At 67.6% G+C, this 26,687-nt stretch carries 23 protein-coding genes; 10 read left to right on the forward strand and 13 right to left on the reverse strand.

The window, feature by feature from the left end:
• The first annotated feature begins 118 nt into the window (after positions 1–118).
• From ABGB08_RS50790 to ABGB08_RS50800, 3 genes are all read left to right on the forward strand, one after another.
• Positions 119–592 carry a hypothetical protein gene (locus ABGB08_RS50790; protein ID WP_347606506.1) on the forward strand — a complete coding sequence of 158 codons (474 nt, stop codon included), beginning with the start codon at positions 119–121 and terminating at the stop codon, positions 590–592.
• A gap of 505 nt (positions 593–1,097) precedes the next feature.
• Entirely contained in the window at positions 1,098–1,352 is a 255-nt protein-coding gene (locus ABGB08_RS50795) for a hypothetical protein (RefSeq protein WP_347606509.1), read from the forward strand.
• Positions 1,353–1,491: 139 nt separating this feature from the next.
• A complete protein-coding gene (locus ABGB08_RS50800; protein WP_347606511.1) occupies positions 1,492–2,514 on the forward strand; it encodes a hypothetical protein in 1,023 nt (340 codons plus the stop codon).
• A gap of 22 nt (positions 2,515–2,536) precedes the next feature.
• On the opposite strand, the gene ABGB08_RS50805 is transcribed toward ABGB08_RS50800, so the two are convergent.
• Together ABGB08_RS50805 and ABGB08_RS50810 are read right to left on the reverse strand one after the other, a co-directional pair.
• Complete coding sequence (locus ABGB08_RS50805; protein ID WP_347606514.1) at positions 2,537–3,406, reverse strand: MFS transporter; 870 nt, start codon at positions 3,404–3,406, stop codon at positions 2,537–2,539.
• A 366-nt stretch (positions 3,407–3,772) separates the two neighbouring features.
• Entirely contained in the window at positions 3,773–4,369 is a 597-nt protein-coding gene (locus tag ABGB08_RS50810; protein WP_347606517.1) for a helix-turn-helix domain-containing protein, read from the reverse strand.
• A gap of 646 nt (positions 4,370–5,015) precedes the next feature.
• Between ABGB08_RS50810 and ABGB08_RS50815 the strand changes: the two genes are divergently transcribed.
• A complete protein-coding gene (locus ABGB08_RS50815; RefSeq protein WP_347606520.1) occupies positions 5,016–5,360 on the forward strand; it encodes a hypothetical protein in 345 nt (114 codons plus the stop codon).
• Between the two features lie 641 nt (positions 5,361–6,001).
• On the opposite strand, the gene ABGB08_RS50820 is transcribed toward ABGB08_RS50815, so the two are convergent.
• Positions 6,002–7,843 (reverse strand): hypothetical protein, encoded by a 1,842-nt coding sequence (locus tag ABGB08_RS50820; RefSeq protein WP_347606523.1) that lies wholly within the window; start codon positions 7,841–7,843, stop codon positions 6,002–6,004.
• 891 nt (positions 7,844–8,734) lie between these two features.
• On the opposite strand from ABGB08_RS50820, the gene ABGB08_RS50825 reads away from it, so the two are divergent.
• The gene (locus tag ABGB08_RS50825; protein ID WP_347606526.1) at positions 8,735–9,595 is read left to right on the forward strand and encodes an LLM class F420-dependent oxidoreductase; all 861 of its coding nucleotides are present in this window, start codon (positions 8,735–8,737) and stop codon (positions 9,593–9,595) included.
• A 187-nt stretch (positions 9,596–9,782) separates the two neighbouring features.
• On the opposite strand, the gene ABGB08_RS50830 is transcribed toward ABGB08_RS50825, so the two are convergent.
• Complete coding sequence (locus tag ABGB08_RS50830; RefSeq protein ID WP_347606529.1) at positions 9,783–10,418, reverse strand: NAD(P)H-dependent oxidoreductase; 636 nt, start codon at positions 10,416–10,418, stop codon at positions 9,783–9,785.
• A gap of 124 nt (positions 10,419–10,542) precedes the next feature.
• Between ABGB08_RS50830 and ABGB08_RS50835 the strand changes: the two genes are divergently transcribed.
• Entirely contained in the window at positions 10,543–11,160 is a 618-nt protein-coding gene (locus ABGB08_RS50835) for a helix-turn-helix domain-containing protein (RefSeq protein ID WP_347606532.1), read from the forward strand.
• A gap of 5 nt (positions 11,161–11,165) precedes the next feature.
• Here the strand turns inward: ABGB08_RS50835 and ABGB08_RS50840 are convergent, their stop codons facing one another.
• From ABGB08_RS50840 to ABGB08_RS50850, 3 genes are all read right to left on the reverse strand, one after another.
• A complete protein-coding gene (locus tag ABGB08_RS50840) occupies positions 11,166–11,636 on the reverse strand; it encodes a GNAT family N-acetyltransferase (protein ID WP_347606535.1) in 471 nt (156 codons plus the stop codon).
• 14 nt (positions 11,637–11,650) lie between these two features.
• A complete protein-coding gene (locus tag ABGB08_RS50845; RefSeq protein ID WP_347606538.1) occupies positions 11,651–13,411 on the reverse strand; it encodes a hypothetical protein in 1,761 nt (586 codons plus the stop codon).
• A gap of 397 nt (positions 13,412–13,808) precedes the next feature.
• Positions 13,809–14,822 carry an NAD-dependent epimerase/dehydratase family protein gene (locus ABGB08_RS50850; RefSeq protein WP_347606541.1) on the reverse strand — a complete coding sequence of 338 codons (1,014 nt, stop codon included), beginning with the start codon at positions 14,820–14,822 and terminating at the stop codon, positions 13,809–13,811.
• A 550-nt stretch (positions 14,823–15,372) separates the two neighbouring features.
• On the opposite strand from ABGB08_RS50850, the gene ABGB08_RS50855 reads away from it, so the two are divergent.
• On the forward strand, positions 15,373–16,392 hold the full coding sequence (locus tag ABGB08_RS50855; protein ID WP_347606543.1) for an SDR family NAD(P)-dependent oxidoreductase: 1,020 nt from the start codon (positions 15,373–15,375) through the stop codon (positions 16,390–16,392).
• Positions 16,393–16,396: 4 nt separating this feature from the next.
• Here ABGB08_RS50855 and ABGB08_RS50860 read toward each other — a convergent pair whose 3' ends face one another.
• From ABGB08_RS50860 to ABGB08_RS50880, 5 genes are all read right to left on the reverse strand, one after another.
• On the reverse strand, positions 16,397–16,600 hold the full coding sequence (locus ABGB08_RS50860) for a hypothetical protein (protein WP_347606545.1): 204 nt from the start codon (positions 16,598–16,600) through the stop codon (positions 16,397–16,399).
• 16 nt (positions 16,601–16,616) lie between these two features.
• Complete coding sequence (locus ABGB08_RS50865; RefSeq protein ID WP_347606548.1) at positions 16,617–18,755, reverse strand: bifunctional SulP family inorganic anion transporter/carbonic anhydrase; 2,139 nt, start codon at positions 18,753–18,755, stop codon at positions 16,617–16,619.
• Positions 18,756–18,866: 111 nt separating this feature from the next.
• On the reverse strand, positions 18,867–20,402 hold the full coding sequence (locus ABGB08_RS50870; protein ID WP_347606551.1) for a hypothetical protein: 1,536 nt from the start codon (positions 20,400–20,402) through the stop codon (positions 18,867–18,869).
• 183 nt (positions 20,403–20,585) lie between these two features.
• Entirely contained in the window at positions 20,586–21,095 is a 510-nt protein-coding gene (locus ABGB08_RS50875) for a YbhB/YbcL family Raf kinase inhibitor-like protein (RefSeq protein WP_347606554.1), read from the reverse strand.
• Positions 21,096–22,013: 918 nt separating this feature from the next.
• Positions 22,014–22,637: a hypothetical protein gene (locus ABGB08_RS50880; RefSeq protein WP_347606557.1), complete on the reverse strand. Its 624-nt coding sequence runs from the start codon at positions 22,635–22,637 to the stop codon at positions 22,014–22,016.
• A 267-nt stretch (positions 22,638–22,904) separates the two neighbouring features.
• On the opposite strand from ABGB08_RS50880, the gene ABGB08_RS50885 reads away from it, so the two are divergent.
• Both ABGB08_RS50885 and ABGB08_RS50890 read left to right on the forward strand, forming a co-directional pair.
• Positions 22,905–23,156 carry a hypothetical protein gene (locus tag ABGB08_RS50885; protein ID WP_347606560.1) on the forward strand — a complete coding sequence of 84 codons (252 nt, stop codon included), beginning with the start codon at positions 22,905–22,907 and terminating at the stop codon, positions 23,154–23,156.
• A 338-nt stretch (positions 23,157–23,494) separates the two neighbouring features.
• Positions 23,495–24,058 (forward strand): PH domain-containing protein, encoded by a 564-nt coding sequence (locus tag ABGB08_RS50890; protein ID WP_246268667.1) that lies wholly within the window; start codon positions 23,495–23,497, stop codon positions 24,056–24,058.
• 50 nt (positions 24,059–24,108) lie between these two features.
• Here the strand turns inward: ABGB08_RS50890 and ABGB08_RS50895 are convergent, their stop codons facing one another.
• On the reverse strand, positions 24,109–24,342 hold the full coding sequence (locus tag ABGB08_RS50895; protein ID WP_347606562.1) for a hypothetical protein: 234 nt from the start codon (positions 24,340–24,342) through the stop codon (positions 24,109–24,111).
• Between the two features lie 108 nt (positions 24,343–24,450).
• Here ABGB08_RS50895 and ABGB08_RS50900 point away from each other — a divergent pair, with 108 nt between their 5' ends.
• Positions 24,451–26,109 (forward strand): PH domain-containing protein, encoded by a 1,659-nt coding sequence (locus ABGB08_RS50900; protein WP_347606565.1) that lies wholly within the window; start codon positions 24,451–24,453, stop codon positions 26,107–26,109.
• Positions 26,110–26,687: the final 578 nt, after the last annotated feature.

Below are 26,687 nucleotides of genomic sequence, written 5' to 3' on the forward strand. Positions count from 1 at the left end.
ACAACTCCTACCGCGTCAAGAGACCCGGTGACGTTGGCGTACGCCACGACGGCCCGGCCACGGTCAAGCTGGCGAACCTTCCCAAGCTCGCCCTCGCCTCATGATCAATTTAGGCTGAGTGGCATTGGGTCTCGACCCCATCGGCCAGCCCGGGCTGATTCGCTTTACGCCTGACCTCGGTATCGCATGGAGATACCCGTACAACAGCAAGTTCGGTGTGATCACTGATTGCTACGCCCTGAACGTGACGGGAGAAGTGGCGTGGGCTTGCTACTACACCGACTTCCCCATCGTGCGGGTCCGGGCCGGCACGATCACTGGCTGGGCCAATGAGGTGAAGGGTGCTCACGCGCTTGTGGTCGCGGATGGCAGTGCCGTACTCATCGGAGGATACGGCGAGGACCGGCACCGGGTCGTTGCCGGGACCATTGAGGGAGAGGCCTTTTCGCCGCATCGACACGCCCGGCTGGTGATGCCCAACGGGCGGCCGGTTCCCCAAGATGCGGCCGTAATGGGCCGGGGGAGCGAGCTCCACGTCGTCGCCGGGCACAGCTGGCTCAAGCTGGATCTCAAGGCCCTCACGACCGGATGAGCCGACTTTCTTCACGAACCCGGAGCGGCCTCTCATGGCCGGAGCGTCCTGGGACTGATCAAAGCCAGAGAGCGGGCCCGCATAGTCCGGTGGTGTGAGAGGAGAGTCGGGGCGACGCGACCCTCCTCCTCGATAATGGGCGATCAGCTGATCGGGCCGCCTTGTTGTCGCCCGACAATGTCGCGGGCATGATCGCCGTCCCATTAGGGCCGGTGAATGGCGGTCGATCACGGTCACTCACGGAGGGTTGTAGGTGCAGGCGGGAGCCGTGCAGGGGCAGGATCGGGACGATTTGCAAGCAGGCGCTCAATCTGCCTCTTAGCCCTGTGACCCTGGACGCCCGAGCGGAGGCGAGTTCGGGCCGAGTGGACCTATGCGGCCCGGACCGTCCTTTCGATCACGGACCGCTCTTCGATGGCGCCGAAACCGGACGCTTATCGCACATTCAGCTGACAGTTCGATTCCGCACCATTCCCTCATTGTCCGGTGGCCTACGGTAGGGGGCATGGACGAGGCCCAGGTGAGTGCGGAGAGGTGGCGCGAACAGGTTCGGGCGCAAGGTTCCATCGAACAGGACCGCAAGGCGTTGGCTCGACTGATCGAGTACGACCACGATCCGTTCGAGACTGAGCTTTATGAGCACTCCTCAGATCCGCAGATGCGGCTGGTCGACAAAGCCAAGAGGTCATACGCCGGTCAGTACGACCGCCGCCTACGCCGAATGCGAGAGCGTGCCAAGCGCACCGAGGTCGATCAATAGCCGTTGCGGGACGGGTCTTCGGCGGTTGAGGTACGGGAAGATGCTGCCGCCCTGGACGAGGGCGTGCGCTGGGAGTTAGGGCTGGCGTAGGCGTCTTGGATGGAGTGTTCTGTCGGGGGCACCTGGGATGGTTGGCGCCATGGTCTTCTTCATCTATCGCAGCTTCTACGAGGGGCCGCTCGGCAAGCTGGTGCGGCACTTTCCCGATGCCACGGTGCTCGATTGGTTCCGCAGGGTGTGGGACGACGCGGGAGCAGGTGACGCCTACGAGTGGGTCGAGCGTGAATTCGGAACAGAGGTCTACGGCCTCAACACGATCTTCGAGACCGGACTGCCCGCTCCTGAGAGCATGCGGGAATTGCGTGAACTGCTGGAGAAGCATCTCTATGTCGAGCAGGAGCTGCGGGTCGACGAGCACAGTGTGCGCGTGCTCACCGATGATGACGAAGTCGACCTGGCCTACTTCTTCGTCGACGACGCTCTCGTGACGGCCGAGCCCAACCGCTGGGCTTACCTTCTGCACGAGGGGTGGCAGTTACCCGAGACCCTTAACAATCCCTCTGCCTACGGTGTGTTCGTCCCTCCACTACTGGTCAAAGCGCTCACATCCGCACCGCCGGGCGGCGAGGGGATGACTTACGCAATCGTGCTGACCTTCGATTCGAGTGACAGCATCGGACGGTGCCCGCCGAAGTCGTTTCCGGGCGTACGGCTGCCGCAGCTTGCGGCGGCTATGCGGTCGGCCGATGTCGGGCTCAACCAGTGGCGTCGCGAACTGCTCGCTCTGCGCGCGCTGGTAGCCACCGGCGAGAGTGAGCTCAGGCCCGCGCTGGAGCGCTGCAACCGGTGGCCGATCTTCGAGGAGGAGGTATCCGAGGCATATAGCGCTCACCCGCAGGCGCACGAGGCCGCTTTACGTCGGCTGGAGGGGTTCGAGCCCTCCCGTGGCCGTAATCCGGAGCGCACCATCATCCGGCAGGGTGAGCACATGGCCCAGATGTCGATCCATATGGATGGCTTCTTCGGCTACCGGCAGTGGTTCTTCTTCGACGACGTCTGGGCCGCCGCTTACCCCGATCTGGCCACCTCACTGATGCACTACGGCGTTCACTGGGATCCCCGTTGCCCGGGCGGCCACGGCTATTTCGAGGATTGCCGCTGACGGCACGCGCTGGAGTGAAGCGCTATTCAGCGTTGATTGGATGTGTGCTGCGCTCCTGGCGAAGGGACGTCGGTGTCGCCAGCATTCGCCAGAAGAGTGCCGCTGCCAGGAAGAACAGCAGTGCCTGGCCGTTGAGTAGGGCGAGTGTGGGTAGGAGGCCCGCCAGTGCGCCCGCCAGCATCAGGCCCGCCGCCTGGAGCCCGTCGGAGAGGGCGAACAGGGCGCTCATGACGCGTCCTTGGAACTCGTGGGAGGTCGCCTGTTGGGCCGCCGACAGCCAGGCGGCCATGATCCAGACACTGGGTGCGCCGCTCAGGGTGAAGAACCCTGCGTGGAACCACATCGCGGTGGTTATTGAGGCGGAGTTCCAGATGACCAGGCTGAGTAGACCGAAGGTGAGCAAGCTGTAGGTCATCAGGCGGCGCATGTCGAGTTTGCGGGCGAGGTGCGCGGTCAGTGCGCCGCCGAGTAGCCCGCCTACGGCTTGGACCCCGCGCAGGAGGCCGGCCTCGGGCTCGCCGCCGCCGAGTAGGTCGGTGACGAACAGCAGGAAGAGGATCACGAACATGCCCTGCGCGAGGGCTAAGAGGCCCAAGACCACGGCGACGGCCCGGAGGGCGGAGGTGCGTCGGATCAGTTGTAGCCCGGCCGAGGCTCCTCGCCAGAAGGCCGGTTGCGTGACCGCGTTGGTTCTGGCGCGGGGGAGCGCGAGCACCAGCAGGACGGTGATGATCAGCGGGGTGACAGCAGCGGCGACGATGCCCGGAATGCCCATCCAGGCCAGTACGAATCCACCGAGCGGACTACCGGCCAGCCGTCCCAGGTTGCTGCTGAGGCTGATCGAGGCGTTGGCGGTGATGAGCTGGTCGGCTTCGACCACCGAGGGAACCATGGCGTCCTCACCGACTCGAACATCGCCGTGAGCCCGGCTTCGGTCGCTACGACCAGGTAGACGATCCATAACTGGCGACTGTCGTGGACGAGTAGCAGTGGGAGCAGCAAGAGCGCTCGAGAGATCGTCAGGCAGGCCATGAAACGTGAGCGGTTCCACCTGTCGGCCAGGATCCCGGCCAGCGGCGTGAGCAGCAGGCTCGGCAAGAGGCCGAGCATGGCGACCGTGGACGTGATGAGGGCGGATCTCGTGATCGACAGCGCGTACAACGGCAGGGCGATGAGCAGCGCCCACCGGGTGACCTCGGTGCAGAAGCTGGCTATCCAGAGCAGGAAGAGGGCTCGTCGCCGTAAGGGATGCGGTGCCTCACGCCGTGTCATCGGTCGTCCGGCGGACCGGGAATCCGTGCAGGACGTACATCACTCTTTCCACCCCGGGGAGCGCGGGCTGGCGTTTGGACAGTGCCGTGTAGCGGTCGACGACCGCCATCAGCTCCGCGTGCATTTCGGTGAGCTCGGCGCGCGTGAGATCGAGCGTGCCGTCCGCCATGAAGGCCGCGTCCAGCCATCCGGTGTCCCATTCCGCGCTCTCGTTGAATTCTCCGATGAGGCGGTACTGCTCGCTGACCGCGCTGTTCCTGATCATTGTTGCCATGGAGGCGGCTTCGGGTTCGTCCAGCACGCTTGAGGCGTGCCAGCGCAGCCGCTGGTTGCTCAGCTGCCACCAGCGTTCTCTTGCGTCCTTCGCGTGCTGCGGGGCGGGTTCGATGAACCCGTGCTGGTGGAGCTGGCGCAGGTGGTAGCTCACCTGAGCGACAGGCGCCTCCACCGCATCTGCCAGATAGGACACCGTGGCCACTTTCGCATTACGCAGGGCGTAGTAAAGGCGAATGCGCAACGGATGAGCGAAGGCCTTCAAGGCGGTGATGCTCTCGACTCCCTTGGTCGTTTCCTTGTCACTCATCGAGATCACCTACGCCCGGTTTGTCCGTTTACCCTCACCCTAGGCAGTCACTATGAGTTACACAACATATCTTGTGCAATAGTTATTGCTCTGTTGTAAGGTCGGTCGGATCCTCGCCCCTGCCGGGGAACGACATGATCAGCAGATGCTGGGACTCGTCGGAGGCGCGGTAGTGCAGGCGGATGCGAGAGTGGCCCCTGCCGTGGGGGCGGAGGTTTGGACGGCGACGGTCCGCCGCAGTGCCATGGCAACGCCTTGGCAAGTGGTCCCTCGGCGCAGGCGCAGGTTTGATTCCGGTCGAACCCACGAACCGGATACGGGGCCCGCCTTAAACGCGCAGGGCCCCTTCGCGTCAGTTAAGCCCTCGAAGATTTATGGGTCAACAGGCAAAACCGTGCTTATATTGAAATCAACCGTCTGGACGCGCCGATAAATCAAACTACACGATAGTAGAACGCGTTGCCCAAGGTGGCATGCAATGTCGGGGGGATATCGCCAATGGGCGGCGACGGAAATTAGGGTCCACAGCCAAGAGACCCTCATTCGAGAGGGTGAGGAAGTGGAAAGTCCCAAGGTTCGTCTTCATGAGGATCTACCAGGCCATCCAGGGTGTCCTCTCGACGCCAGTCAAAGAACGGGTGTCTTCATGAGGAAGGAGATGAGGATGCACGGAAAACGTCTGCTCTTCGCCAGTCCGCTGATCACCGCCCTCGTGTTCGGGTCGATCGGGATCTCGCAAGCCTCAGTCGTTCCGACGTCCGTAAGCGCCGGCGCCAGTCATGTCACGGCGACCTCGAAGGTCGCGCCGCCCATTTGCAGGAGTCTCGAGAAGAAGCAAAGGAAAGTCTGTGCGAACGGCTACTCCGAGGGATTCGAGGCCGGAGCGAAGTGCCGCCAGTCCCTCCAGCGCGGGAGAATTTCCGACGACGAGGCATACGACATAGGCTTTACCGCGGGGTTCAGCGCGGGCAAGAGAACGTGCTCCCAGTAAGACGCCAGAACGGGCCTGTCCGGATAGTTACCCCGGACAGGCTCGTCCATGACTGCGACCATGATCGAGTTGGCTGATGGTGCATGCACAGCTACGTACGTGGACCGCGGGCTCGATGATCCCGCAGAGATTTCCCGTGGTCATGGTGCACGGCGGTCCAGGAGTCCCGACTATCTCGCCCCGGTCGCAGTTGACGGGACGAGCGCCCGGGTGCCCGCGCGGGTGCCGATGGCGAGCCTGTGAGCTGCGAGTTTGGCCGCCAGGAACTCGACGGTGTCCCGGTTGATCTCAAGGCCGGCGGTGTATATGACACGAAGCGGTCGCGTGAAGCCTCGGGTTCAGAGGTTGATCTCTAGTCAAGACCACTTCTACCGGAGGCTTCACGTCTTTCCCGCCGGGGCCATCCCCTGCAGGTTGCCGGGATGATCACTCAGCACTGATGATCGCTTACGCGGAAGGGCTCAAGGCGACCTAGTGCCGCGATCTCCCGCAGATCGGCACGCGGGCATCCGCACTGTCAACGCCGAGGACCCGACGAAGTCGGCGCCGACCAAAACGAAAGTCGGTACGCAGAGTCGGTACGCAGAGTCGGCACGGACGGTTCCCGGCCCTGGGTGGTGGCTTGGTCGTGCCGGTTCGGTTCAGCGTCGGAATCGTCCGGCGTAGCGGCTTCGTTTGCCGAGGTGGAGGAGGGTCCAGGTGCCGTCGGGGTTGCGGCGGGTGCGGTAGCGGTCGGGGTGGGTTGCTTTGTCGCGGTTGTGCCAGGTGCAGGCGGGGGCGAGAAGGTCCAGGTCGGTGGCGCCGCCGTCGGCCCAGCCTTTGACGTGGTCGATTTCGGCCATGTCGGCGGGGATGGGACAGCCCTCGCAGTAACAGGAGGTATAACGGGCCAGAATGGCCTGCCGCTGCGCGGGGGTGGCCAGGCGCACGGCGCGGCCCATGTCCAGGACGCGTCCGTGGGCGTTGACGACCATGCGGACCAGTCGTGAGGTGCGGGCCAGCCGGTGGACGTCGGAGATGGGCAGCAGTTGCCCGGTGGCGATCAGCAGTCCGGGTGCCAGCCGGTCCGGCGCGTGCCCACAGGTCCTGCACGCATCGCTCACCGGCCCCCCACCCGCGCTCTCTGCACCCGTGCGCGCACTCCCCGCACCCGCTCCGGCCGAATCCGTGCCCGCAGTGAGGCACACGCCGCCCGCGCAGCAGGTCGAGCCGTCACCGGCTTGAGGTACCCCGGGTCGGGCATCGCTGAAGCCGGTGGTGTCAGCGTCGGTGGCGGTGGCGGTGGCGGACGCCGGGGTGGAGGCCGCATGGGTGGAGTCGGCGTCATGGGTGGGGTGGCCAGGTGTGGGGTGGTCGGCGGTGGGGTGGTCAGCGGGGAGGGATTCGGCGCGGACCAGGACCAGCAGTTCGGTGGTGACCTTCTTGGTCAACAGCGCCGACAGGGCGTCGGCCTGGCGGAGGCGCAGCGGGCGGTCGTCGTCTTTGCCCTTCGGCCGGGCGTAGGCGGCCAGGAACTCGCGCAGGCGGGCGCCGGCCTCACGCGGCAGCCGGAACTCCCCTTCCACGCCGCCGGTGCTGGACGGGCGGACCAGCAGGAAACGGGTGGCATAGTCGGCGTCGGCGTCATCGGCCAGAGTGCCCGGGTCCAGCAGCTCCCGCAGATACCGCCCGGCCTTGCCGATCTCCGCCGGGGACGCGCGGTCGGCCAGGTCCACCAGGATCGGCTCGGCCAGCCCGGCCTGCGCATCGTCCAGATGCGCGGTGACCCGGCTGATCGCCTCGACCGACCCCTCGGCCAGCGTGCCGGAGGCGAACCGGTCCCGGACGACAGGCAGGCGGGCCAGCTGCGTGGCGAGCCGGATCAGGCGGGAGGCGCCCGCACCGCTCATCCCCGCCGACGCGCGCAGCCAGGTCCCGGTGGAGGCGTGCCCGCCGCTGCAGGCACTCCTGGCCTCACCGGACGCATGCACCCGCCCCACCCGCGCGGCGATCGCCGAGTCCAGCCGATCCCGCGCAAACAGCAGTTCCTCCGTCTCGCCCACGCACAACCCGGTACCCTCGGGCAGGTCGGTCACCGCAATCCGGGAGGCGAGCTGCCGCACCTCGGCCACCAGCACCCCCGAATCCCCCGGCTCACCAGAGCCCTCCGGCCCCGCCGAGCAGCCGCCGCCGGTGGAGCGGCCAGCGTCAGTGGGGCTGTCGGCGGAGCGGTCGGCGTCGATGCAGCGGCCGGTGTTGGAGGAGCGGCCGTGGAGGAACTGCTGCCATGTGTTCTGCCGCGGTGTGTTCTGCTGCCCTGCGTCGCCGTCTGCCTCGCCGTATATGTTGTCGCCGTATGTGTCGCTGTAGGCGTCGTCGGCGCGGCGCTGGGGCGGGACGTAGTCCGGGTCCAGCATCGTGCCCTTCAAGAACGCGGGCAGTTCGCGTTCGCGGGCACCTCCCGCACGGGAGGAATCCCGCACGTCGAGCCGAGACCCGAGCATGAAGGCGCCCCCTCCTTTCGCACCGGGCGGATCCGAACAACTACCCTCACGCTATCGGGCGGCTACGACAAAACCTGGCCTTGATCCGCAACAAAACCGCAGGTCAAAGCCCCCGTGAAAAGATCTACCCACCCACCGCCATCCGAAGAGCCAGCCGCCACGCCCGATCAGGCTCATCGAGGATGGGCAGAATATTGAGCCCTTCCACGTAAGCGATCATCAGCGCTGAGTGAGCACGCATTCCTTGACCCGAGTGGCGGGCACCCCGCGGCGTCTCATCATCGGTGATCACGTGGACCACCCGGTGGCCGTCCTCGCGGCGCTCCACCCTGGTGACCGCCAGGCCCTCCAGGTCCAGCAGCAGTGTCGCGTCCGGGGAAGATCGATAAAGTTGTGCACGCCCGTGGTCTCTTGAAGATCGGCTTTCTAGACACCAGTCATGATCTACCAGAGCCGCGGGTCTCTCATTTCCGGGTGAACTTCAGCCTCTGCCGTCACTCATAGTGACCAGACCCAGGAACCCCTTTCGCCGCTCCCCGATCAAGCTCGAAGAGCCGGCATGCGGAAGAGACCACGTGGTCGTCCGAGTGCGTGCCAAGCCCTCGCCAAGCACGCTGATGTGAATGAAATCATCAAGCCACTTGCCGGACCGCATTGACAATTAACTCCGTTGTCAGCAGCAGCGGCATTATCGACAACCTGGTCCACCGCTACGACCAGCGCGGTACCGGCGGATCGTCCTGGCAGAGAGTGCACACGAGCGGTGGCCGACGATCTCACTGCCGAGGTTGTGGCTTGCCTGGAGTGAGCTCCAGCTCCATACGATCGTTCTGCGGCCTGGCCGCACCCGCCTCGGGGACGCGGCCCGCGGCAACGATGGGGAGGTTGGGCGTGAAACTCGGATTTCACTACTGGAACTACTCGACTCCGGACGATCCTGCACAGATAGCCTCGACGCTGGCGGAGACCGCCCGGATCGCCGAGCAGTCGGGGGTCTCGTCGTTCAGCGTGATGGATCACTACTTCCAGATGGAGCATGCCGAGGAGCCGATGCTCGAGGGCTACACGACGCTCGGGTACGTGGCGGCGCTGACCGAGCGGATGACGCTCCGGATGCTGGTCACCGGCGTGATGTACCGGCATCCGGGCCTGCTGGCGAAGATCGTTACCACGCTCGATGTGCTGTCGGGCGGGCGGGCGGCGCTCGGCATCGGCGCCTCATGGTACGAGCGCGAGCAGCGCGGCCTCGGCGTGCCGGTGGTGCCGGTCGCCGAGCGGTTCGAGCGACTGGAGGAGACGCTCCAGATCTGCCTCCAGATGTGGAGCGACGACAACGGCCCTTACCGGGGACGGCACTACCAACTGGAGGAGACGCTGTGCGTCCCGGCCCCGCTGGGCCGCAGCCACCTGCCGATCATGATCGGCGGTGGCGGTGAGCAGAAGACACTGCTGCTGGTCGCCCGGTACGGCGATGCCTGCAACCTGTTCGCCACCGGCGTGGACGACGTGGCCCGCAAGCTGGAGGTGCTGCGCACGCACTGCGCCGCCGAGAACCGCGACTACGACGCCATCGAGAAGACCGTGGCGGCGATGGGCCCGACACTGGACGACCCCGACGCGTTCTTGGCCGACGCCAAGCAGTACGCCAAGCTGGGCGTGAGCGAGATCCAGGTGATGCCGGACAGGCACCCGGTCGCCTTCGCAGAACAGCTTGCCGAACGCATCACGCCCCGGCTCGCCGACATCGGTTAGGAAGTTCGCCAGGCCACGGTCAATCTCGGGATGCCCGCGTCGTCGCCCACAGCCGCCTCGACGAGCGGGTCCGCGCTCGTGCGCTCGGGATCACCTTCGACAGGCTTGCCCGCAGTGACAGCGAGAGCCAGTCCCGATCGTGACCAAGTGCGGGAGCCCACGGTCCTGGCGGCTCACCCGGGTCCGGTTATTTGGCGGCCAGGGCGCGGCCGGTGTGGTGGGCGGTGTCGCGGGCCTCGGCGTGTCGTTGGGCGGCGAGGTCCTTGAGGTGGTCCAGGACGGGGTTGACGCCTACGAGGGTGAGTTCGCGTTCGACGACGGTGAGGTCGGCCTGCCACATGTCGGCGAGGATGCGCCGCAGGTAGGGCGTGGAGTGGTCCCAGCCCTCGCGGGGGGTGCCGGGTCCGTAGCCGCCGCCGCGGACGGTGACCAGCACGGTGGGCTTGTCCTTGAGCACGCCCTGGTCGGCCGGTCCGGCCGCGGCGATGACAAGGTCGACCCAGGCCTTGAAGTGCTGGGAGACGCCGTAGTTGTAGAGCGGGACGGCCAGCAGGACGGCGTCGGCGTCGGTCAACTCCGCCTTCAGCGCGGCGGCCAGGGCCAAGGCGTCGCGCTGAGCCGGGCTGCGCTGGTCTTCGGGGACGAAGCCGGCGGTGGTCGCGAGCGTCCAGGCGTCGGCGGGCAGCGGATCGGTGCCCAAGTGACGACGGAGGACCGGCTCGCCGGGGCGGGCGGCGGACCATTCGGCTTCCACCACGTTGGCGAGCTCGGCGCTGGCCGAGGTGGTGGGCATGATGCTGGCGTCCAGACGGAACAGGCTCATCAGCGTTTCTCCAGGTCGGTACATGGCACCTCCGGGATGCTCCCGGCGGTTGTCGGCGGTGTCGCCGCACGTAAGCATAAGCGGACTTTACCCCGCTTGATATTCCGGCGGTAGGGTGAGTCCTGTGGATCGACCCGTCCTACCCCTGGTGGGAGCGCCGCGCGCCGAGCGCGCCGATGCCGTACGCAACCGGCGGCAACTCCTGGCCACGGCCCGGGAGATGCTCGCTGAGCAGGGTGTGGACAAACTGACCATGGACGCGCTGGCCGAACGGGCGTGCCTGGGCAAGGGGACGGTGTACCGCCGATTCGGCACCCGGGCAGGGATCTTCGTGGCGCTGATCGAGGACGACGAGCAGATTTTCCAGGAGCAGCTCCTGTCCGGGCCGCCGCCACTGGGTCCGGGCGCTCCGCCGCTGGACCGTCTGATCGCCTACGGCCGGGCCCGAGTCGCGTTCTTGATCGAACACCGCGAGATCTTCCGTGCCGCGATCGACGGCCGCCAAGCCGTACCGGTCGGAACGGAGATGAACCTCTCCCGGATGCATATCCGCATGCTGCTCAGGCAGATCCCGCTCGGCGCCGCCGACCTCGACATCCTGGCCGTTCAGCTCACCGCAGCCCTGGAATGCCCCTTGCTGCTCTACCTGTCAGCGACCGACATCGCCGACGACGCCCTCCACACCCAGGAACGGACCGCACGCGGCTGGCAAGATCTCATCCAACGCACCTGCCGACCTTGACGGCGTCAGTGCAGGGGTAGGCGGAGGACTCGTTCGCCGTCGAAGAACTCGCCGGTGTCCTGGAAGCCCAGGTGCTGGTAGAAGCCCAGTGGGGAGCCGTCCTCGCCCGGTGCGACGCTGGTCAGGAGTTCGTGGGCGGCCGGGCGGGTGCTCAGGTAGGCGATCACCAGGCGTAGCGCCGCGCGGCCGTAACCGCGGCCCTGGTAGCGGGCGTCGACCAGCAGTCGCCAGAGGAAGTAGGGGCCCAGCAAGGTGGGATCCCCCGGCGGGATGTTGTCGCTGATCATGACGAAGCCGACCGGTGTGCTGCCGGCGTAGATGGCGCGGTACCAGGGCATCGCCTGGGGGTAGCGGAGGGCGTCGGCCAGGGAGTCGGTCACACCGGCCACATAGTTCTGCTGGGCCGGGGTGACGTCCAGTGCCGTCACGGCGGCCCGGTTGGCGTCAGTGATCGGCTGCAGGTTCACCTGGGTCACCGCGACCACTGTAGTCAGGGCTCGTACGTCTGCTGGAAGGTCGGCGGAACATCGCCCTCGGATGTGACGGCTTTCAGGGTGATTTTGGTTCGAGGAGCGGTGCCCCCGATCGGGCCGGGAGCGAAAGCGAAGGGGGAATTGGCGATGACATCCGTGACGCCCAGGCCGGTTATGGACAGCTGGGTTATCTGGCGGCTGGCTCCGGCGAGGTAGTGCCAGCGGCCGGAGGGGGCTTTCCACCACGTGCCGGAGACGATGTCGTGTTCGAGACGGCTGCAGTCCCACGTGTTCGTACGCTCCCCGGTCGGGATCGCGGTGGTATGCCCTTGGGCGTAGGCGAGCAGGGTGGCCCGGGTGGTGTTGGTGCCGTCGGTGTTGGTGAAACGGGTGCAGAGCCAGCGGCCGGTGGCCTGTTCGGGCAGGGAACCCGACCAGAATTCCCAGGCGGTGGCGGCTTGGACTTCGGTGGGCGGGAACGGGAGATTGCAGCCGAGGTAGGCCCAGACGTTGAAAGCGGCGAGGTTCTCGATCTCCGGAGGGCCGGAGCGGTCGATTTCGGCGGGCGGCGGAGGCTGGTGATAGATGTTGGCCAGCGCCAACCGGCCGAAGTCGATCATTGTGTACGGGAGGCCGCCGGCGACCGCCGGGGCACGGAGGCGCAGGACCGGCCCGCGCCAGCAGGCGCCGGTTTGTACCGGTGGGATGGGAGCGGTCACGCCACCCGACACCGGGATCACTCGCCAGCGTGCCCCGAGCCGGCTGAGGGTGGCGGCCGAGACCTCCTCGACCCACGGCGGCAGAAGGTACCGCGATCCGGATAGTTTGAGCGGGCTTGAGCCGTCCGGTTGGGGGCGAGGTTCAGGGAAGATCTCCAGTGACGCGACGCCGCGGCTTTCCGCGTAGCGGGCGATCCTGCCCGGGTCGCGCATCAGGACGATCGTGCCGCCGTCGACCTTGTCGGCGTAGAGGAGTTGCGGGTCGGTGGAGGGTGGGGCGGGGGAGACGCCGTAGAGGGCCTCGGGCCGTACCGAACCCTGCCAGGCGCGGAGGGCGCGGGTGGTGAGGCGGCGGTCGTCGATCAGGGCGCCTCGGGGATGCCAGGCGCGGATGTCCAAGGTTGTGGTGGTGCGCCAGGTTTCGGCTGGTACGCGTTGGAGGGTGAGCGTGGTCGTCGCGCCCGTGGCGGGGGTGCCGTTGTCGAGCCAGTACGGAATGCTCGCCCCGCCCAGCAGGAGCAGCACGGTCCCCAGGGCGGTCAGCCAGCGTGGGGCGGCGCGGCCGTAGACGCGGGCCAGGGTGGGGTCGGCGGCGGGGCGGTGCGGGATCGCGGAGCCGTGCTCGTCTTCCAGGGCGTCGACGAGGGCGAGTGCGATGGAGGGTTCTGGGACGGAGGCCTGGCCGAGGATGCGGCGGGTTTCCTCAGGGGGGAGGCCTTCCAGGCGGGTCATCGCGTACGCGGCTCTGGCTGGGGCGGGGAGGGATTCGAGGGAGGTGGTGAACGCGTGTTCGCCGCTGCGGACGACGGCGGGGACGACCTCCAGGCGGCGGGCCGGGCCCAGCCATGGGCGGAGGCGGTGGCGCAGAGCGCGGGTCAGCACCCGGAGGCGGGCGGCGGGGAGGTCGCCGGGGTGGCGGAGCAGGGCGCGGGCGGCCAGCCGATGGGCGAGCACGAGCCGCCGCTCGCCGCCGTCCGGGGGGAGCGTCAGGTATGCAAGCCACACGAGGTCGCGATAGGGCCGGGCCAGGGCGGAGTTCCCCTTGATCGACCTGCCCACGAGTGTCCCTCCCCAGGTTTGATCACGTGGCGTAGTCACGTGAACGCGGCTCGTGCATACTAGAGCCCGCGCTCAGCCTGGGGCAGGGATGCTCGGAAAGCGTCCGGTTCGCCCGCAAATGTCGGTCGGTCGCTGTCTGACTTGGTCGTGCAGTGGTTGCCGTGGAACTCCCACCCACCCACCCTCGGTATCTCCCCGGGGCTCCGCCCCGACCCCCGAGAGCACCCTCGGGCTTCGCCCGTCCAACCCTTGAGAGGCGTGCCCTCTTCGCCCCGGCCATCGAGAGCATGCCCTTGGGCTTCGCCCGCCCGACCCTCGAGAGGCGTGCCCTTGGGCTTCGCCCCGACCATCGAGAGCACCCTCGGGCTTCGCCCGTCCGACCCGTACGAGTTTGGTGTCAGCGTGGACGGTTGTCCCATTCGGACAGGATGCTGGCTTCCTTGTCGGGGTCGATGCCGTGGCTCAGTATGCGAGCGCTGAAGCTGCGGTCCGGGATGGGGATGTCGCGGAGCCAGGCCCAGGTGTCCTGGACGGTTTCGCGGACGGGGCGGCAGGTGAGGCCTGCGGCGGCGGCTTTTGCGGAGGATGGGGTCCAGACGCCGGTGGCGTCGGGGCTGGCGGCGTACCAGAGGGGGAGTTCGCTCCATTGCTGGACGTCGTGGTCGAGGAGGAACTGGTCGTCTACCCAGACGAGTTCGGCGTCGGAGGCGGTGGTCTCGACGCAGAGGTTCAGCCAGTCGCCGAAGGTGGTGTTGCCGGGGACGCCGCTGGTGAAGTAGCGGCCGGTGGTGGCGAGTTCGGCCTGGTCGAGGGTGAAGGCGGCGATGTCCCTGGCGTCGATGAGCTGCATGGGGAGGGCAGGGTCGCCGGGGGCCAGGACGCGTCCGCCGCGCTGGATGCGGGTGAGCCACCAGGGGAGGCGGCCGACGTTCTCGTGCGGGCCGAGGATCAGGCCGGGGTTGATGATGAGCGCGCCGCCGTCGAAATACTCTTCGACCGCGCGTTCGCAGCCCGCCTTCAGCACGCCGTATTCGCCGGTGGTGGCGTCGGGCGGGCAGTCGTGGCGGGGGGAGCTCTCGTCCACGCCGGAGATGCCGGGCCATTCCGGATATGCGGAGATGCTGGAGATGAACGTGTAATGGGGGGCGCGGCCGTTCAGTCGCCGTACTCCGTCGAGGACGACGCTCGGGGTGAAGCCGCACACGTCGATGACGCGGTCCCAGGTGCCGGATTCGGCGAGGCGGTCCAGGTCGGCGGGGACCTCGCGGTCGCCGTGCACGGCGGTCACGCCCGGCAGGTCGGGACTGCTCACGCCACGGTTGAAGGTCGTCACGTCGTGTCCACGCCGCAACGCCTCCTCGACGATCGCCCTGCCAAGAAACACCGACCCACCGATCACCAAAATTCTCATGTAACCATCTTTCGCGTTATTCCCGGACATGTCGTTGGGGTTCACGGTCAGCGGACATGATCACCACGTCCGTTGCGCTCTCCATGACACGATCTCCGGCCTGCCGATCCCGGTCCGGCTCTTGATCGCCCGGCTCGTCGCGCTTCTAGCGGCGGCTATGCCGAACCTCCCCAGCACGGCGTTCGTGCCCGCCGCCACTGACTGGCCCATGAGCTCGGCGACCAGGACGAGGTCCTCGCCATGAGCTGGGTCGCCCGCGTGTTGTCCCGGAACATGATGGCAACCCCATCGATGCACCAAATGCGACCAGAGCCGATTCGTCGCCTCGGCACTCACCTCCTTCCCGAGTATGAGCGGCCATCGCCTCAAAGGCCGGTTACCTCGCCCCGTGGCAGGAGGCGGGCGATTCGCGACGCGGCGAGGCTAATCACGACAGGGCCCGCGAGGACACGGCATAGAGGTAGCCGCCGTGCAGCAGCGGGGAGGTCGTGGTGAAATCCACCGCTGCGAGTTTCTCCGGGTCGTACACCTTCGAGGAAGGACCGAACGAGTGATCGCCGAAGACAAGGAGCCGACGCCCAGCCGGCCAGACGAGGGGCAGAGCCTCGACCCGGAGGCGCCGAAGCAGGACCCCCCGCGGCGGCCGGGCCGCCGGGTGGTGCTCGGCCTTGCCGCCGCCGCGGCCGGAGCCGCCGGTCTCGCGGGGGCCGTGGTCGTCCCGCCGTGGTTCGCCTCCCCGCCCACGAGCCCCGCACCGGCGGCAGCCCCGCGTGGCCGCTTCACCGGCAAGGTCGTGCTGATCACCGGAGCCACCTCCGGCATCGGCGAGGCCGCCGCCAAGGCGTTCGCGGCCGAGGGAGCGAAGGTGAGCTTCTGCGGCCGCCGCGTCGAGTACGGCGAGCGGGTGGCGCGCGAGATCCGCGCCGCCGGCGGCACAGTCCGCTATGTACGCGCCGACGTCCGCGAACCCGACCAACTCCAGCGATTCGTCGACGACACCGTCACCGCCTTCGGCGGCCTGGACGTCGCGTTCAACAACGCCGGCATCACCAGAACCGGCCCGCTGCACGAGCTGTCCCTCGACACGTGGAACGACGTGCAGAACACCAACGCACGCGGCGTGTTCCTCGCCATCAAGTACGAGGCGCCGCACATGCTCAGAGCAGGACACGGCGTCATCATCTGCACCGCGTCCGAATCACGGCGGCCCGGCGGCACCGCCTACACCGCCAGCAAGCAGGCGATCAAAGGCATCGTCGACGCCGCCGCCATGGACTACGGCCCGAAGGGCATCCGCGTCAACGCGATCGCACCAGGAACGACCGACACCGCCCTGGCGCGCCCGCCGGGCATTCCGGACACCGTCTGGGAGGGATTCAAACGCGCGTGGGGACCCCTCAACGTCTCGGCACTCCAGCGCATGGCCACCCCCGAGGAGATCGCCAGAGCCGTCGTCTCCCTGGCCACCGACGAGTTCGGCTACATGGCCGGCTCAACCGTCCTGGTCGGCGGCGGCCCACTCGGCGGCGGCGCCATGCGAATGCCCACCGGAATCCCCACACCCGGCTGACATCTCAGCGCTGTTCGAACAACCTCAAGAACTCCAGTAGCTCGTCGTTGCCGAAGGAGTTCCCGCCTTTCCTGGACGTCGTCGCCCGGTAAGTGCTCTCGGCGAACCGGTATGCCTGGTCGAGCGGCACCCCCTGGGCACGCTGCAAAGCCACCAGCGCCGTGATGAAAGCAGAGCTATCGCCGCCGTAATACCGTTCATTCGCCATTGCAGGATGCTACCGATCATCCGGTGCGTAGCTCCGGGACGGGGGTCAACGGCTCCTCCTCGGAGAGCGCGTGCACCCGCGCCGTCCCGATGTCGAAGTACATCGCGGTCAGCTCCAGCTCCCCAGCCTGCTCCAACCCTTCCACCATCGGATAAGTCCGCAGGTTATCCAGCTGCTGCAGCACATTTGTCCGGCACAACCGATCCAGCGGCCCGATCTCCTCCCTGGGCGACTCCGCCACGAACCGCGCCAGCGACTGCCGCCCGTGCCGCAGCCACCGCTGCACCGACGGCAACTCCGGCGCCTCCCCCAGCAGGGCCACCATCGCCCCGCACCCCGAATGCCCGCACACCGTGATCGTCCGCACCCCGAGCACCTTCACCGCGTACTCCACCGCCGCCGCCACCGAATCGTCCAGCGGCGCCGAGCCGTACCGGGGGACGAGATTGCCGATGTTCCGCACGGTGAACAGATCCCCCGGCCCGCTCGCGGTGATCAGCGAGGGCACGATGCGCGAGTCGGCGCAGGTGATGAACAGGTGGGACGGCGTCTGCTTGCGCGCCAGCCGGGTCAGCAGCGGCTGCACCAGCGGCGCGGTCCGCCGATGGTATTCGCGCGTCCCGGTGAGCAGATCCTCGCTGACCGGATCCGCGGCCCCCCGCCGGTACGCCCATGGCAGGTACCACCGATCCAGCTGCGGCGGCGACTTGGCCGGATACACCCGGGTGCCGTTGGCCGCCGCCGAATACCAGTCGTCGTGCAGCTCGTCGATGTCGACCGTGCCGCCCGTACGCTCGTGTTCGAGCCGCCACGCGTGCAGGGTCTCGAACGCGGCGTGATCCATGAAGTCCACGTGCAGGTCCAGATCCACCGGCGCGCCCGTCGGGATGGTCCGCAGCGCCTCGGAGAGCCGGGGCACGCCGAGAAAGGTGAGCGACCCGGTCACCGCGATCCGCCACCGCCCGGCGTGCTGCTGCACCTCCACCGACACCCAGGTCAGCCGCCGCAGCGCGATGATCGCGGCCAGCCCCAGGCCGATCACGATGCCCTCGGCCAGCCCGATCACCACCACCGCGCCCATGGTCACGAAGTAGATCGGCATCTCGCCGTGCCCGCTCAGGTCCTTGGCGTTGCCCAGGTTCACCATCTTGACGCCGATGAACAGCAGCAGCGCGGCCAGCGCCTCCAGCGGGATCAGCCCGATGATCGAGGCGAACGCGAGCGTCGCCAGCAGCACCCACATCCCGTGCAGCACCGCCGACCAGCGGCTGCGCGCCCCGGCCCGGACGTTGGTGGTGGTCCGCACCACCACGCCGGAGATGGGCAGCCCGCCCAGCGTGCCCGAGATCAGGTTGGCCGCGCCCTGGGCGGTCAGCTCCCGGTCCAGGTCGGCGCGCGGCCCGTCGTGCATGCGGTCGGCGGCCACGCAGGTGAGCAGCGACTCCACCCCCGCGAGCACGGCCACCAGCACCACCGCCCCCACGATCGCGTGCCAGTCGCCCTTGGGCCACAGCGGCCCGGCGGCGGACCCGAACCCGCCGGTCAGGTCCACCTTGGTGATGTCCCACCCGAGCGCCACCGCCGTCAGCGAGGCGATGACCAGCGCGGCCAGCGGCGCGGGCACCACCTTGAGCTTCGGCAGCCGCGTCCAGACCAGCAGCACGACGATGGTGAGCACGCCGGCCGCCACGCCGTGCGCGTGGTTGTTGATGATCTGCTCCGGCAGTTCGAGCAGGTTCTCCAGCGCCGAGCGCTGCGGCTGCCCGCCGAGCACGATGTGCAGCTGGGCCAGCGCGATCACGATGCCGACCCCGGCCAGCATGCCGTGCACCACGGCGGGGGACACCGCGAGGGCCGCCCTGGCCACCCGGAACATCCCGAGCAGCAGCTGCAGCACCCCCGCCATCAGCGTGATCATGCAGGTGGCGCGCCAGCCGTACACCTGCACGAGCTCCGCCACCACCAGCGAGAGACCGGCGGCCGGGCCGCTCACCTGCACGACCGAACCGCCCAACGCGCCCGCCACGATGCCGCCCACCACCGCGGCCACCAGACCGGCGGCCAGCGGCGCTCCGGACGCCACCGAGATGCCCAGCGAAAGCGGCACCGCGACCAGGAAGACGACCAGCGACGCCGGCAGGTCATGCCGCAGCACCGACGTGAGCTTGTCTCGCCTGTGACTACCCTGTGTGACTGCTGTGTTGCCCCCGGTCATGCCGCGACTGTACGGCACACTCAGCCGAGGACCGAGAAAGAGCGAGGAAAATCACCGGTAATAGTCGGGATAGTCGGGCTCAGGGCCACGGTGGTTGCCGCGCCGGGACCCGCTCTGCGTGGTCGATTCGGGGCTGCCGTAAAGCTCGTCGTACGACGGCCAGCCACCGGCCGGATTCTGCGCTGGGTAACCGGCTTCGTAGTCGTAGCTCCGGTCCTGGCCGGACGGGGTGTCGTAGCTCACCGAGTCGTACGGCGAGACGGCCGGCGGCGCCTGGTTGGCCCCGGTCACCGCGTCGGAGTCGTCGATGGTCGCCCAGCCCGCGCTCACCTCGTACGAGGAGTAGGACGGGGGCGGCGGCTCGGGCTGGTAGCCGTAGCCGTTGTCGTACGGCGTGGACGGCAGCTGGTAGTTGCCCGACGTGGACCACGAGTCGTCGCGGCGCGGCGGCTCCGGGTCGTCCAGCACGTCCCGCACACCGGTCCAGGAACCCGGAGGGGTGGGCGGCGGGGTGGCAGGGATCGGAGTGGGCGGGTAGGTGGGCTGGGACCAGGCCGACGGCGGCTCCTGGTAGGTGGGCTCGACCGTCGGGAACGAGCCACTGGGCGCGCGGGGCGCCTCGAAGGCGCCACGGGGAACCTCGAAGGAGCCGGTCGCGGGGAACGATCCCGTGGCGGGCGAGACGGCGTCGAACGATCCACTGGTCCGGGGCGGCTCATACGCGGCGACCCGGGAGGACTCGAAGGAACCCGTGGAAGGCCCGGACAGGAACGGCCCGGTGGCGGGCGTGGCCTCGAACGGGCCGGTCGCGGAGAAGGGGCCGGTGGAGCGCATCGGCTCCGGCGTGGCCAGCGGGCCGGTGGGCGAGCCGGTGTAGGAGCTCATCGGCTCGGGGGTGGGGGCGGAGAAGGTCATGGTCTTCTCCTCGGCGATGGCCGAGGAGGGGGTGGCGCGCAGCGGTTCCACCAGGTCGGCGAGGCCGGGGGACGGCACGGCCCCGGCGATGCCGGGCACCGCGCCGGCGGCGGGCCGCTGCGGGAGCGGAGCCTGCACGGTGGACGCGTTGGGGTCGACGCCGATGCCGGCCTCGGCCTCCAGCGGGCGCGGGGTCGCCATCCGCTGTTTGATCGTTCCGCCGAAGGCGCCGTCGTCGGCGCGCACCCGGCTCCAGTAGTCGTCGTCGTAGTCGTCGTCCGCGCCCCACTCGTCCACCCCGCGTTTACCGCGCGGAGCGGTGGCGGCGGCGGGCTGCTTGCCCGCGGGCTTGCCGCCAGGCTTGCCACCTCGCTGCGCCGGGCGCGCGGCCTGGCGGCCGCCGGGGCGGGCGGCAGGACGGGGAGGCGCACCGGTCGTTTTGGCGGCGGCCCGTTTGGCCGGCTCCTCGAAGGCGTCGAAACCCTCAGGGAAGCTCTCGAAGAACGTCTCCTCGGCAGGCCGACGGCTCTTCGGTCCCGTCCCTTCGGCCATCGCCTTGATCCGCTCGGAAGAGAGCGCGCTCTCCCTGCGGTTCATCGACCGCATGCCCAGTGCCACCACTACCAGCACCAATAGCACGACGGCGACGAGGCCCAAAATGACCGCAGTCATAGCACCACCCTCAAGGCCATGGCCTTCCAGCGGCGCCGGTGAGATCGCGCGGCCATCGACGCGACCTGCCCCCTTCGTTCACCTGCGCTCAGCAATTGGAACCGATTCTGCTTGACCACAATGACCGTTGTCACACCCTAGGCGAAGATTGGTTCGGCACTATTACCTCCGGTGTTCAGCATGTCACTGGATGTTGGTCGCTGTGAGCCGTCCACGTGCGATGGTGTGCGCCGCGATGCGTTCCAGACTCTCCGAGAGGGGGGCTCCCACCGGAAGATCCAGTTTCGCGTCGAGGGCATAGACAGTGAAACGGTAGCTGTCATCGGCCCGGCAAGGGGCCACATATCCGACTTTGCCGCTAGTTGTCGCGCCTTGCCGTGATCCTCGGGGCACGGTGTTCTCCCCGAGCTCGGTGGTTTCCGGATCGATGTTGTACACGACCCAGTGCACCTCCGCCCCATCGCCTGAATCGTTGGTGTCGTCGACCACCAGGGCCACCGACTTGGCGCCCGACGTCCCCGACCAGCGGAGCGGCGGATTGCCGATCTGCCCCTGGCAGGAGTAGCCGTGCGGCAGTGGGTCACCGTCCCGGAACTGCGGGCTCGACACGCTGATGACGTCGAGGTCCGCGGGCGAACCACCGCCCACGATCCCGCAGCCCGAGGCCCCCGCCCACACGGCGACGGCCACCATCGGTAAGACGGCGGCACGGGCGCGTGCTGGTTTGGAAGGCGACCCCATGCCGGATGATGCTACGCGGAACCGGATGGTGCGCTGACCCGATCGCGATGATCCGTCGCGCGAAGAACGCACCGAATCGGGCTGATCGAGCGCTGGACCTGGGCGGAGACCGCGCCATACCCGATCCGACAGCGGATCCACAGGTACGCGACAGGCACCCAACGGATGCCCGACGGATGCCCGAACGGACGCCCTAAACGGGTACTTCTCGGATGATCGCGGCTGCGCCGCCGCCCGCCGTGGGGCTACGACACGAAGAACGTCACCTTTTCCCGATTTATTGAGGAAGAGGTACGACTAGGCGACATGTCACCACATGGCGGCGGGCTCGGCGGGTTGGGGCTCGTCCGGTGCTGGATAGCTGACTATTGTTTCCACTTTTCGTCAGACTTCCGTCGATTCCCGATCCGATCGAACCCTTTCGATTCTGGTACGGCTTGCGCCCGGCCGGAACGCTCAACGCTCGGCGCACGCTGGGAGAAGGCTCCTTTTCAAGCACGCGCTCGGCAACCCCTACGCGGACGGCGTTCCGAGGCCCTGCGAGCGCGCAACAACAAAGGCCGAAATTTCCGTCAAAGCGGACGGAGTTTTCTTTAGTGTGCCATTTATTTGCCAAAGCTGATACGTCGAACGTGACTTTGTCCAAGGGTCGTGGGTATTTCCGTTTCGCAGCGCTCTGCTCTCAGCGGAGAAGGATTCTCACAGTAAGGGATTTAGTTGAGATATTGTGGGACCGGGTCTGTTAAGGACCTGTTTATCGGCGCTCGTCTCCTGAGATGTGCCGCCGTCATGACCGTTGCGGGCGTGGCGTTGGCCGGCCAGATCCAGACCAGCGCGATGGCATCCGCGGACCCCGCGGCCAACGCGACCTCACTCACCTCCGGTAACTGGGACCGCGATCACTATCGCGACCGGTACTGGTACCGCGAACGGGACCGCCATCGGCCCCGTCACGCTGACAGCGGCGGATGCCCCTGCCAGCGCCATGGCGACTGCACCCGCTCCAACGCCCCACAGAGAACCCGAGGCGACTACGACACCGGCCCACAACGCCCACCCCGCCCACATAACCCACGTGGACCTCAAGAACCGCAGAGTTTCCCCGAACCACAAGGCCAGCGCGACTTCCAGAACCTGCCCGGAGCACAAGGCCAACGCAACTTCCAGAACCTCCCCCACAGGCCTGCGCTCGGCCACCCTGGCCAGACCAGCACGCCCGGCCAGATCAGCAGGCCTGGCCAGATCAGCAGGCCTGGCCAGATCAGCAGGCCTGGCCAGATCAGCAGGCCTGGCCAGATCAGCAGGCCTGGCCAGATCAGCAGGCCCGGTCAGATCAGCAGGCCCGGTCAGATCAGCAGGCCCGGTCAGATCAGCAGGCCCGGTCAGATCAGCAGGCCCGGTCAGATCAGCAGGCCCGGTCAGATCAGCAGACCTGGTCAGTTCATTAGGCCCGGCCAGTTCGGCAGATCTGGCCAGATCGGCCAATCTGCCCATAACACCAAGCCCAGCAAGCCTGGCCCGCCCGGGCCTCCCGGCAAGCCCGGCCATGATGGCAAGCCCGGCCACCCCGGCCCGCCCGGCAAACCTGTCAAGGACAGCAAGCCCGGCCCATCTGGCCCCCGCAGCTTCCCTGGCAAGCCCAGCGATGACGGCAGGGGCAGCGTTGACGCCAAACCTAGCGATGACGTCAGGGACAGATATGACGGTAGGCGCAGATATGACGACAAGGCCAGCCTGGGTAGCTACGACGATAGGCGCCACATGGCCAGCCATGACGACAGGCGCGGCAATGTCCGGCATGACGGCAGGGGCGGCAATATCGGGCATGACGGCAGGGGTGGCAATGTCGGGCATGACGACAGAGGCGGCCTGGGCAGCCACGACGATTGGGGCAACATGGCCAGCTTTGACGGTGAGCACGGCAAGGGCGGGCATGACGGCAAGGGCGGCAAGGCCGGGTATGACGGCAGAGGCGGCAAGGGCAAGGAGAGCGGCAAGGGCAACGAGAACTGACAGTCATGTTCCGCCGGGCCTCCCGGTCAGCTCGGCCAACTCCCCGGCCAACTCGGCCAGGCTGGCCAGACTGGTGAGCCTGGGCTGCCGGGTTCCTAGCGGCCGGGTTCCTGATGGTTCCGTCATCCGCGGTTCTCGCTTCCGGCATCCGGAGCCAGTGAGCCGATCGGGCTGACCAAGACCTGAACGAGAAGAACGAACCTGATGGGCTGGTTTGATCCCGCTTCGGGAGAGGCGTTCAAGGTCGATCAGTCCCATCAGGCTGTCCGGCCGTCGGCCCCTTGCAGGGGGAACCGCTGGGCGGTCAAGTGAGCGCTGACACGACTTAGGGTGGAGTCGTGAGTGATCCCGCAGGCCCGCTTCCCCCGTCGCCGCCGACAGCGCGCCCGGTGTCGCGTGACGCGCTCCGGGCACCCGCCCATCAGGTGTCGCGACGCGCCATCACGCTGTGGTTCATCGAAGGGATCACCGGCTTCATCATCATGGTCGGCGGCGCGGCCCTGCTGTCCCTCTGGGTCGGCAGCTGGACCTGGCTACCCGACTGGCTCACCGCCCGTCCCTGGCTGGTCCCCCTGGCCACCGCCCTGGTCCTGCTCCCCCCAGTGATCATCGAGCCACCCCTACGTTTCGCCGTGCACCGCTGGGAACTCTCCGACGACGTGGTCTACGCGCGTTCCGGCTGGTTGAGCAGGGAATGGGTGTTCGTCCCCGTAGGCCGCATCCAAACCGTCGACAAAGCCCAAGGCTGGTTCGAACGCCTCCTCGGCCTGGCCACCGTAGAGATCAGAACCGCGTCCTACGCCGGCTCCTCCACCATCAAGGGCCTCGACTACGAGGTCGCCGCCCGCCTGGCCGAAGACCTCTCCCACCAAGCCCAGCAACTCAGAGACGACGCCACATGACGTCCCCAGAACCGGACAAACCAACCCATTCGCCCCCACCCAACACGCCCTCAACCAACGGGCCAAAAGGTGACGCGGTCCGAGGTGACGCGGTCCGAGGTGACGCGGTCCGAGGTGACGCGGTCCGAGGTGACGCGGTCCGAGGTGACGATTCTCCGGTTAAGGCTCCCCGAGGTGACGCGGTCCGAGGCGACCATCCCCCGATCGAGGCGGGCCAAAGTGGCGCAGACCAGGGAGATGCGGACCAAGGCGACTCGGACCAGGGAGACGCGGTCCGAGTTCATGCGGCTGAGAGTGACGTGGCACCCGACAATGCGGTCCGAGGTGACGATTCGTCGTTCAGGGCGGCGCCGGATGCTGGGGTTCCTGGGCAGCATGCTGGGGTTTTGCCGGTGGCGGTGCGGCTCAGTCCGAAGGTGTTGCTGATCGATCCGGTGCGGATGTTGCCGTCGCTGCTGCTGCCGCTGGGTGGGGTGCTGGTCGCGGGTGGGTTTTCGCCGCGTTCGTTCGTGTTCGCGGCCATGGGTGTGGCGGGGTCGATCGTGTTCGCGGTCATCAGGTGGGCCACGTTCACGTACACGATCGTGGGGGATCGGCTGGAGCTGACCAGGGCGTTCGTCAGCCGTTCTGTTCGTACCATTCCGTTGGAGCGGATTCGCGGGGTGGATGTCAGCACGCCGCCGCTGCATCGGCTGCTCGGCCTGGCCGTGCTCAAGCTCGATACCGGTGCCGGAGGCGACAAGCAGGAAGGCGAACTCAACGGGGTAACCGTCGAAGAGGCCGAACGGCTGCGCGCTGTCCTGCTGGCTCGCCGAGCCATCCCGGCCGTCGTCTCGTCCGAGAGCTCCACCAATGCCACCGATACGACCACCGGGACGACGCGCGCGGCTTCCGACCATGGCAAGGAGCACTACTACATCCGGGTTCCCCGGTCCTGGCTCAGGTACGGCCCGCTGTCCGGCGCATACCTGCTGACACCGTTCGCCCTGGTCGCCGGTGCGATCGGCCTGCTGTTCCAGTGGGGCGACGAGTTCGGCATCAGCGGCAAGGACGCCTGGGCGGTCGGCGAATGGCTGTGGGACCGCCCGCAGTACCTGATCGTCGCCGTGGCCGTCCTCGTGCTGGCCATGCCTTTCGTCGGCGGCGTCATGTATGCGATCTTCAACTGGGACTTCACCCTCAAATCACGCGACGGTTACCTGGTCGCCGAACGCGGCCTGATCAACCGTCGTGCGGTCTCCCTGGAACGCCGCAGAATCCGCGGCTACGAACTGGCCGAAAGCCCACCAGAACGCGCCGCCAAGCTGGTCAGAGTCTGGGCAGTGGTAACGGGCCTAGGCGACTCCCAAACCCGAGGCCAACTCCTCCCCGTCGCCCCCAAATCCGCCGCCCTAACCATCGCCGCCGAAGCAATCGGCCCATTCGACCCCTCCAGCGCCACCACCCCACGCAGCCAGGTCAGCACGCCCGACCAGACCGGCCAATTCCACCCTTCCGACCAGTTTGGTCAGCTCCATCCGTCCGAGCACGAAGCTTCGTCCGGCCAGGTTCCTTCCGGCCAGGTTCCTTCCGGCCAGGCCGATTCGGCTGACCAAGCCAGCCCGACCGGAATGCCGCTACGCCCGCATCCACCGCAGGCCCGCAGGCGTCGCCTGTTCCGCGCCATCTTCCCGTGGCTGGTGGTCGCCGCTGTCGCGGGAGTGCTCGGCTGGGGTGTCGTCGTGGTGACCGCCTTGGTGCTCGCGCTCCTGGGGATTCCGCTCGGCCTCGACCGATACCGGTCGCTCGGCCACGCGTACGACGGCGCTCGCTTTTCGGTCCGGTCAGGCTCGCTCCGCCGCACACAGGCGATCGTCGAACGCCGGGCCATAGTCGGCTGGACATTCAAACAGACGTGGTTCCAGCGTTCATCCAGGCTGCTGACCGTGATCGCGGGCGTCGGCGCAGGCAAAGGCGGCTACTCCGCACTCGACACCGGCGAACGCCAAGGCGTGGAGTTCGCCGCCGAGGTCACCCCCGAATGGCTGAACCAATTCATCGCCCGGCCCTAACGATCCCGTCGACCACACCCCACCGATCAGGCCTCAGCGATCTGGCCAACACGATCGGGCCTACGAGGATCCAACCTGACGAACGGGTCGCTTGGGTTGCTCGTCGTTATCGGGCGCCGTTTGCGCTGGTGGTGGTTCTTGCCGTACCGGCGCCAAGAGTGGTGGCGGCAGTCTGGCAGGCGCTTGAGGATCCAACCCGACGAACGGGTCGCTTGGGTTGCTCGTCGTTATCGGGCGCCGTTTGCGCTGGTGGTGGTTCTCGCCGTACCGGCGCCAAGAGTGGTGGCGGCAGTTCGGCAGGTGCTCAAGTCTGGCCGAGTGATCCAACCCGACGAACGGGTCGCTTGGGTTGCTCGTCGTTATCGGGCGCCGTTTGCGCTGGTGGTGGTTCTTGCCGTACCGGCGCCAAGAGTGGTGGCGGCAGTCTGGCAGGCGCTTGAGGATCCAACCCGACGAACGGGTCGCTTGGGTTGCTCGTCGTTATCGGGCGCCGTTTGCGCTGGTGGTGGTTCTTGCCGTACCGGCGCCAAGAGTGGTGGCGGCAGTCTGGCAGGCGCTTGAGGATCCAACCCGACGAA

The organism is Acrocarpospora sp. B8E8, assembly GCF_039871605.1.
Lineage (GTDB): Bacteria > Actinomycetota > Actinomycetes > Streptosporangiales > Streptosporangiaceae > Acrocarpospora > Acrocarpospora macrocephala.

Excerpts from the sequence above, each read along its gene's own strand:
- ABGB08_RS50795 (WP_347606509.1), top strand. The coding sequence starts at position 1,098 with ATGGACGAGGCCCAGGTGAGTGCGGAGAGGTGGCGCGAACAGGTTCGG.
- ABGB08_RS50800 (WP_347606511.1), top strand. The coding sequence starts at position 1,492 with ATGGTCTTCTTCATCTATCGCAGCTTCTACGAGGGGCCGCTCGGCAAG.
- ABGB08_RS50805 (WP_347606514.1), bottom strand. The coding sequence starts at position 3,406 with ATGGTTCCCTCGGTGGTCGAAGCCGACCAGCTCATCACCGCCAACGCC.
- ABGB08_RS50810 (WP_347606517.1), bottom strand. The coding sequence starts at position 4,369 with ATGAGTGACAAGGAAACGACCAAGGGAGTCGAGAGCATCACCGCCTTG.
- ABGB08_RS50815 (WP_347606520.1), top strand. The coding sequence starts at position 5,016 with ATGAGGAAGGAGATGAGGATGCACGGAAAACGTCTGCTCTTCGCCAGT.
- ABGB08_RS50820 (WP_347606523.1), bottom strand. The coding sequence starts at position 7,843 with ATGCTCGGGTCTCGGCTCGACGTGCGGGATTCCTCCCGTGCGGGAGGT.
- ABGB08_RS50830 (WP_347606529.1), bottom strand. The coding sequence starts at position 10,418 with ATGAGCCTGTTCCGTCTGGACGCCAGCATCATGCCCACCACCTCGGCC.
- ABGB08_RS50850 (WP_347606541.1), bottom strand. The coding sequence starts at position 14,822 with ATGAGAATTTTGGTGATCGGTGGGTCGGTGTTTCTTGGCAGGGCGATC.
- ABGB08_RS50860 (WP_347606545.1), bottom strand. The coding sequence starts at position 16,600 with ATGGCGAATGAACGGTATTACGGCGGCGATAGCTCTGCTTTCATCACG.
- ABGB08_RS50870 (WP_347606551.1), bottom strand. The coding sequence starts at position 20,402 with ATGACTGCGGTCATTTTGGGCCTCGTCGCCGTCGTGCTATTGGTGCTG.
- ABGB08_RS50875 (WP_347606554.1), bottom strand. The coding sequence starts at position 21,095 with ATGGTGGCCGTCGCCGTGTGGGCGGGGGCCTCGGGCTGCGGGATCGTG.
- ABGB08_RS50880 (WP_347606557.1), bottom strand. The coding sequence starts at position 22,637 with ATGGGCAGATTGGCCGATCTGGCCAGATCTGCCGAACTGGCCGGGCCT.
- ABGB08_RS50885 (WP_347606560.1), top strand. The coding sequence starts at position 22,905 with ATGGCCAGCCATGACGACAGGCGCGGCAATGTCCGGCATGACGGCAGG.
- ABGB08_RS50895 (WP_347606562.1), bottom strand. The coding sequence starts at position 24,342 with ATGAACTCGGACCGCGTCTCCCTGGTCCGAGTCGCCTTGGTCCGCATC.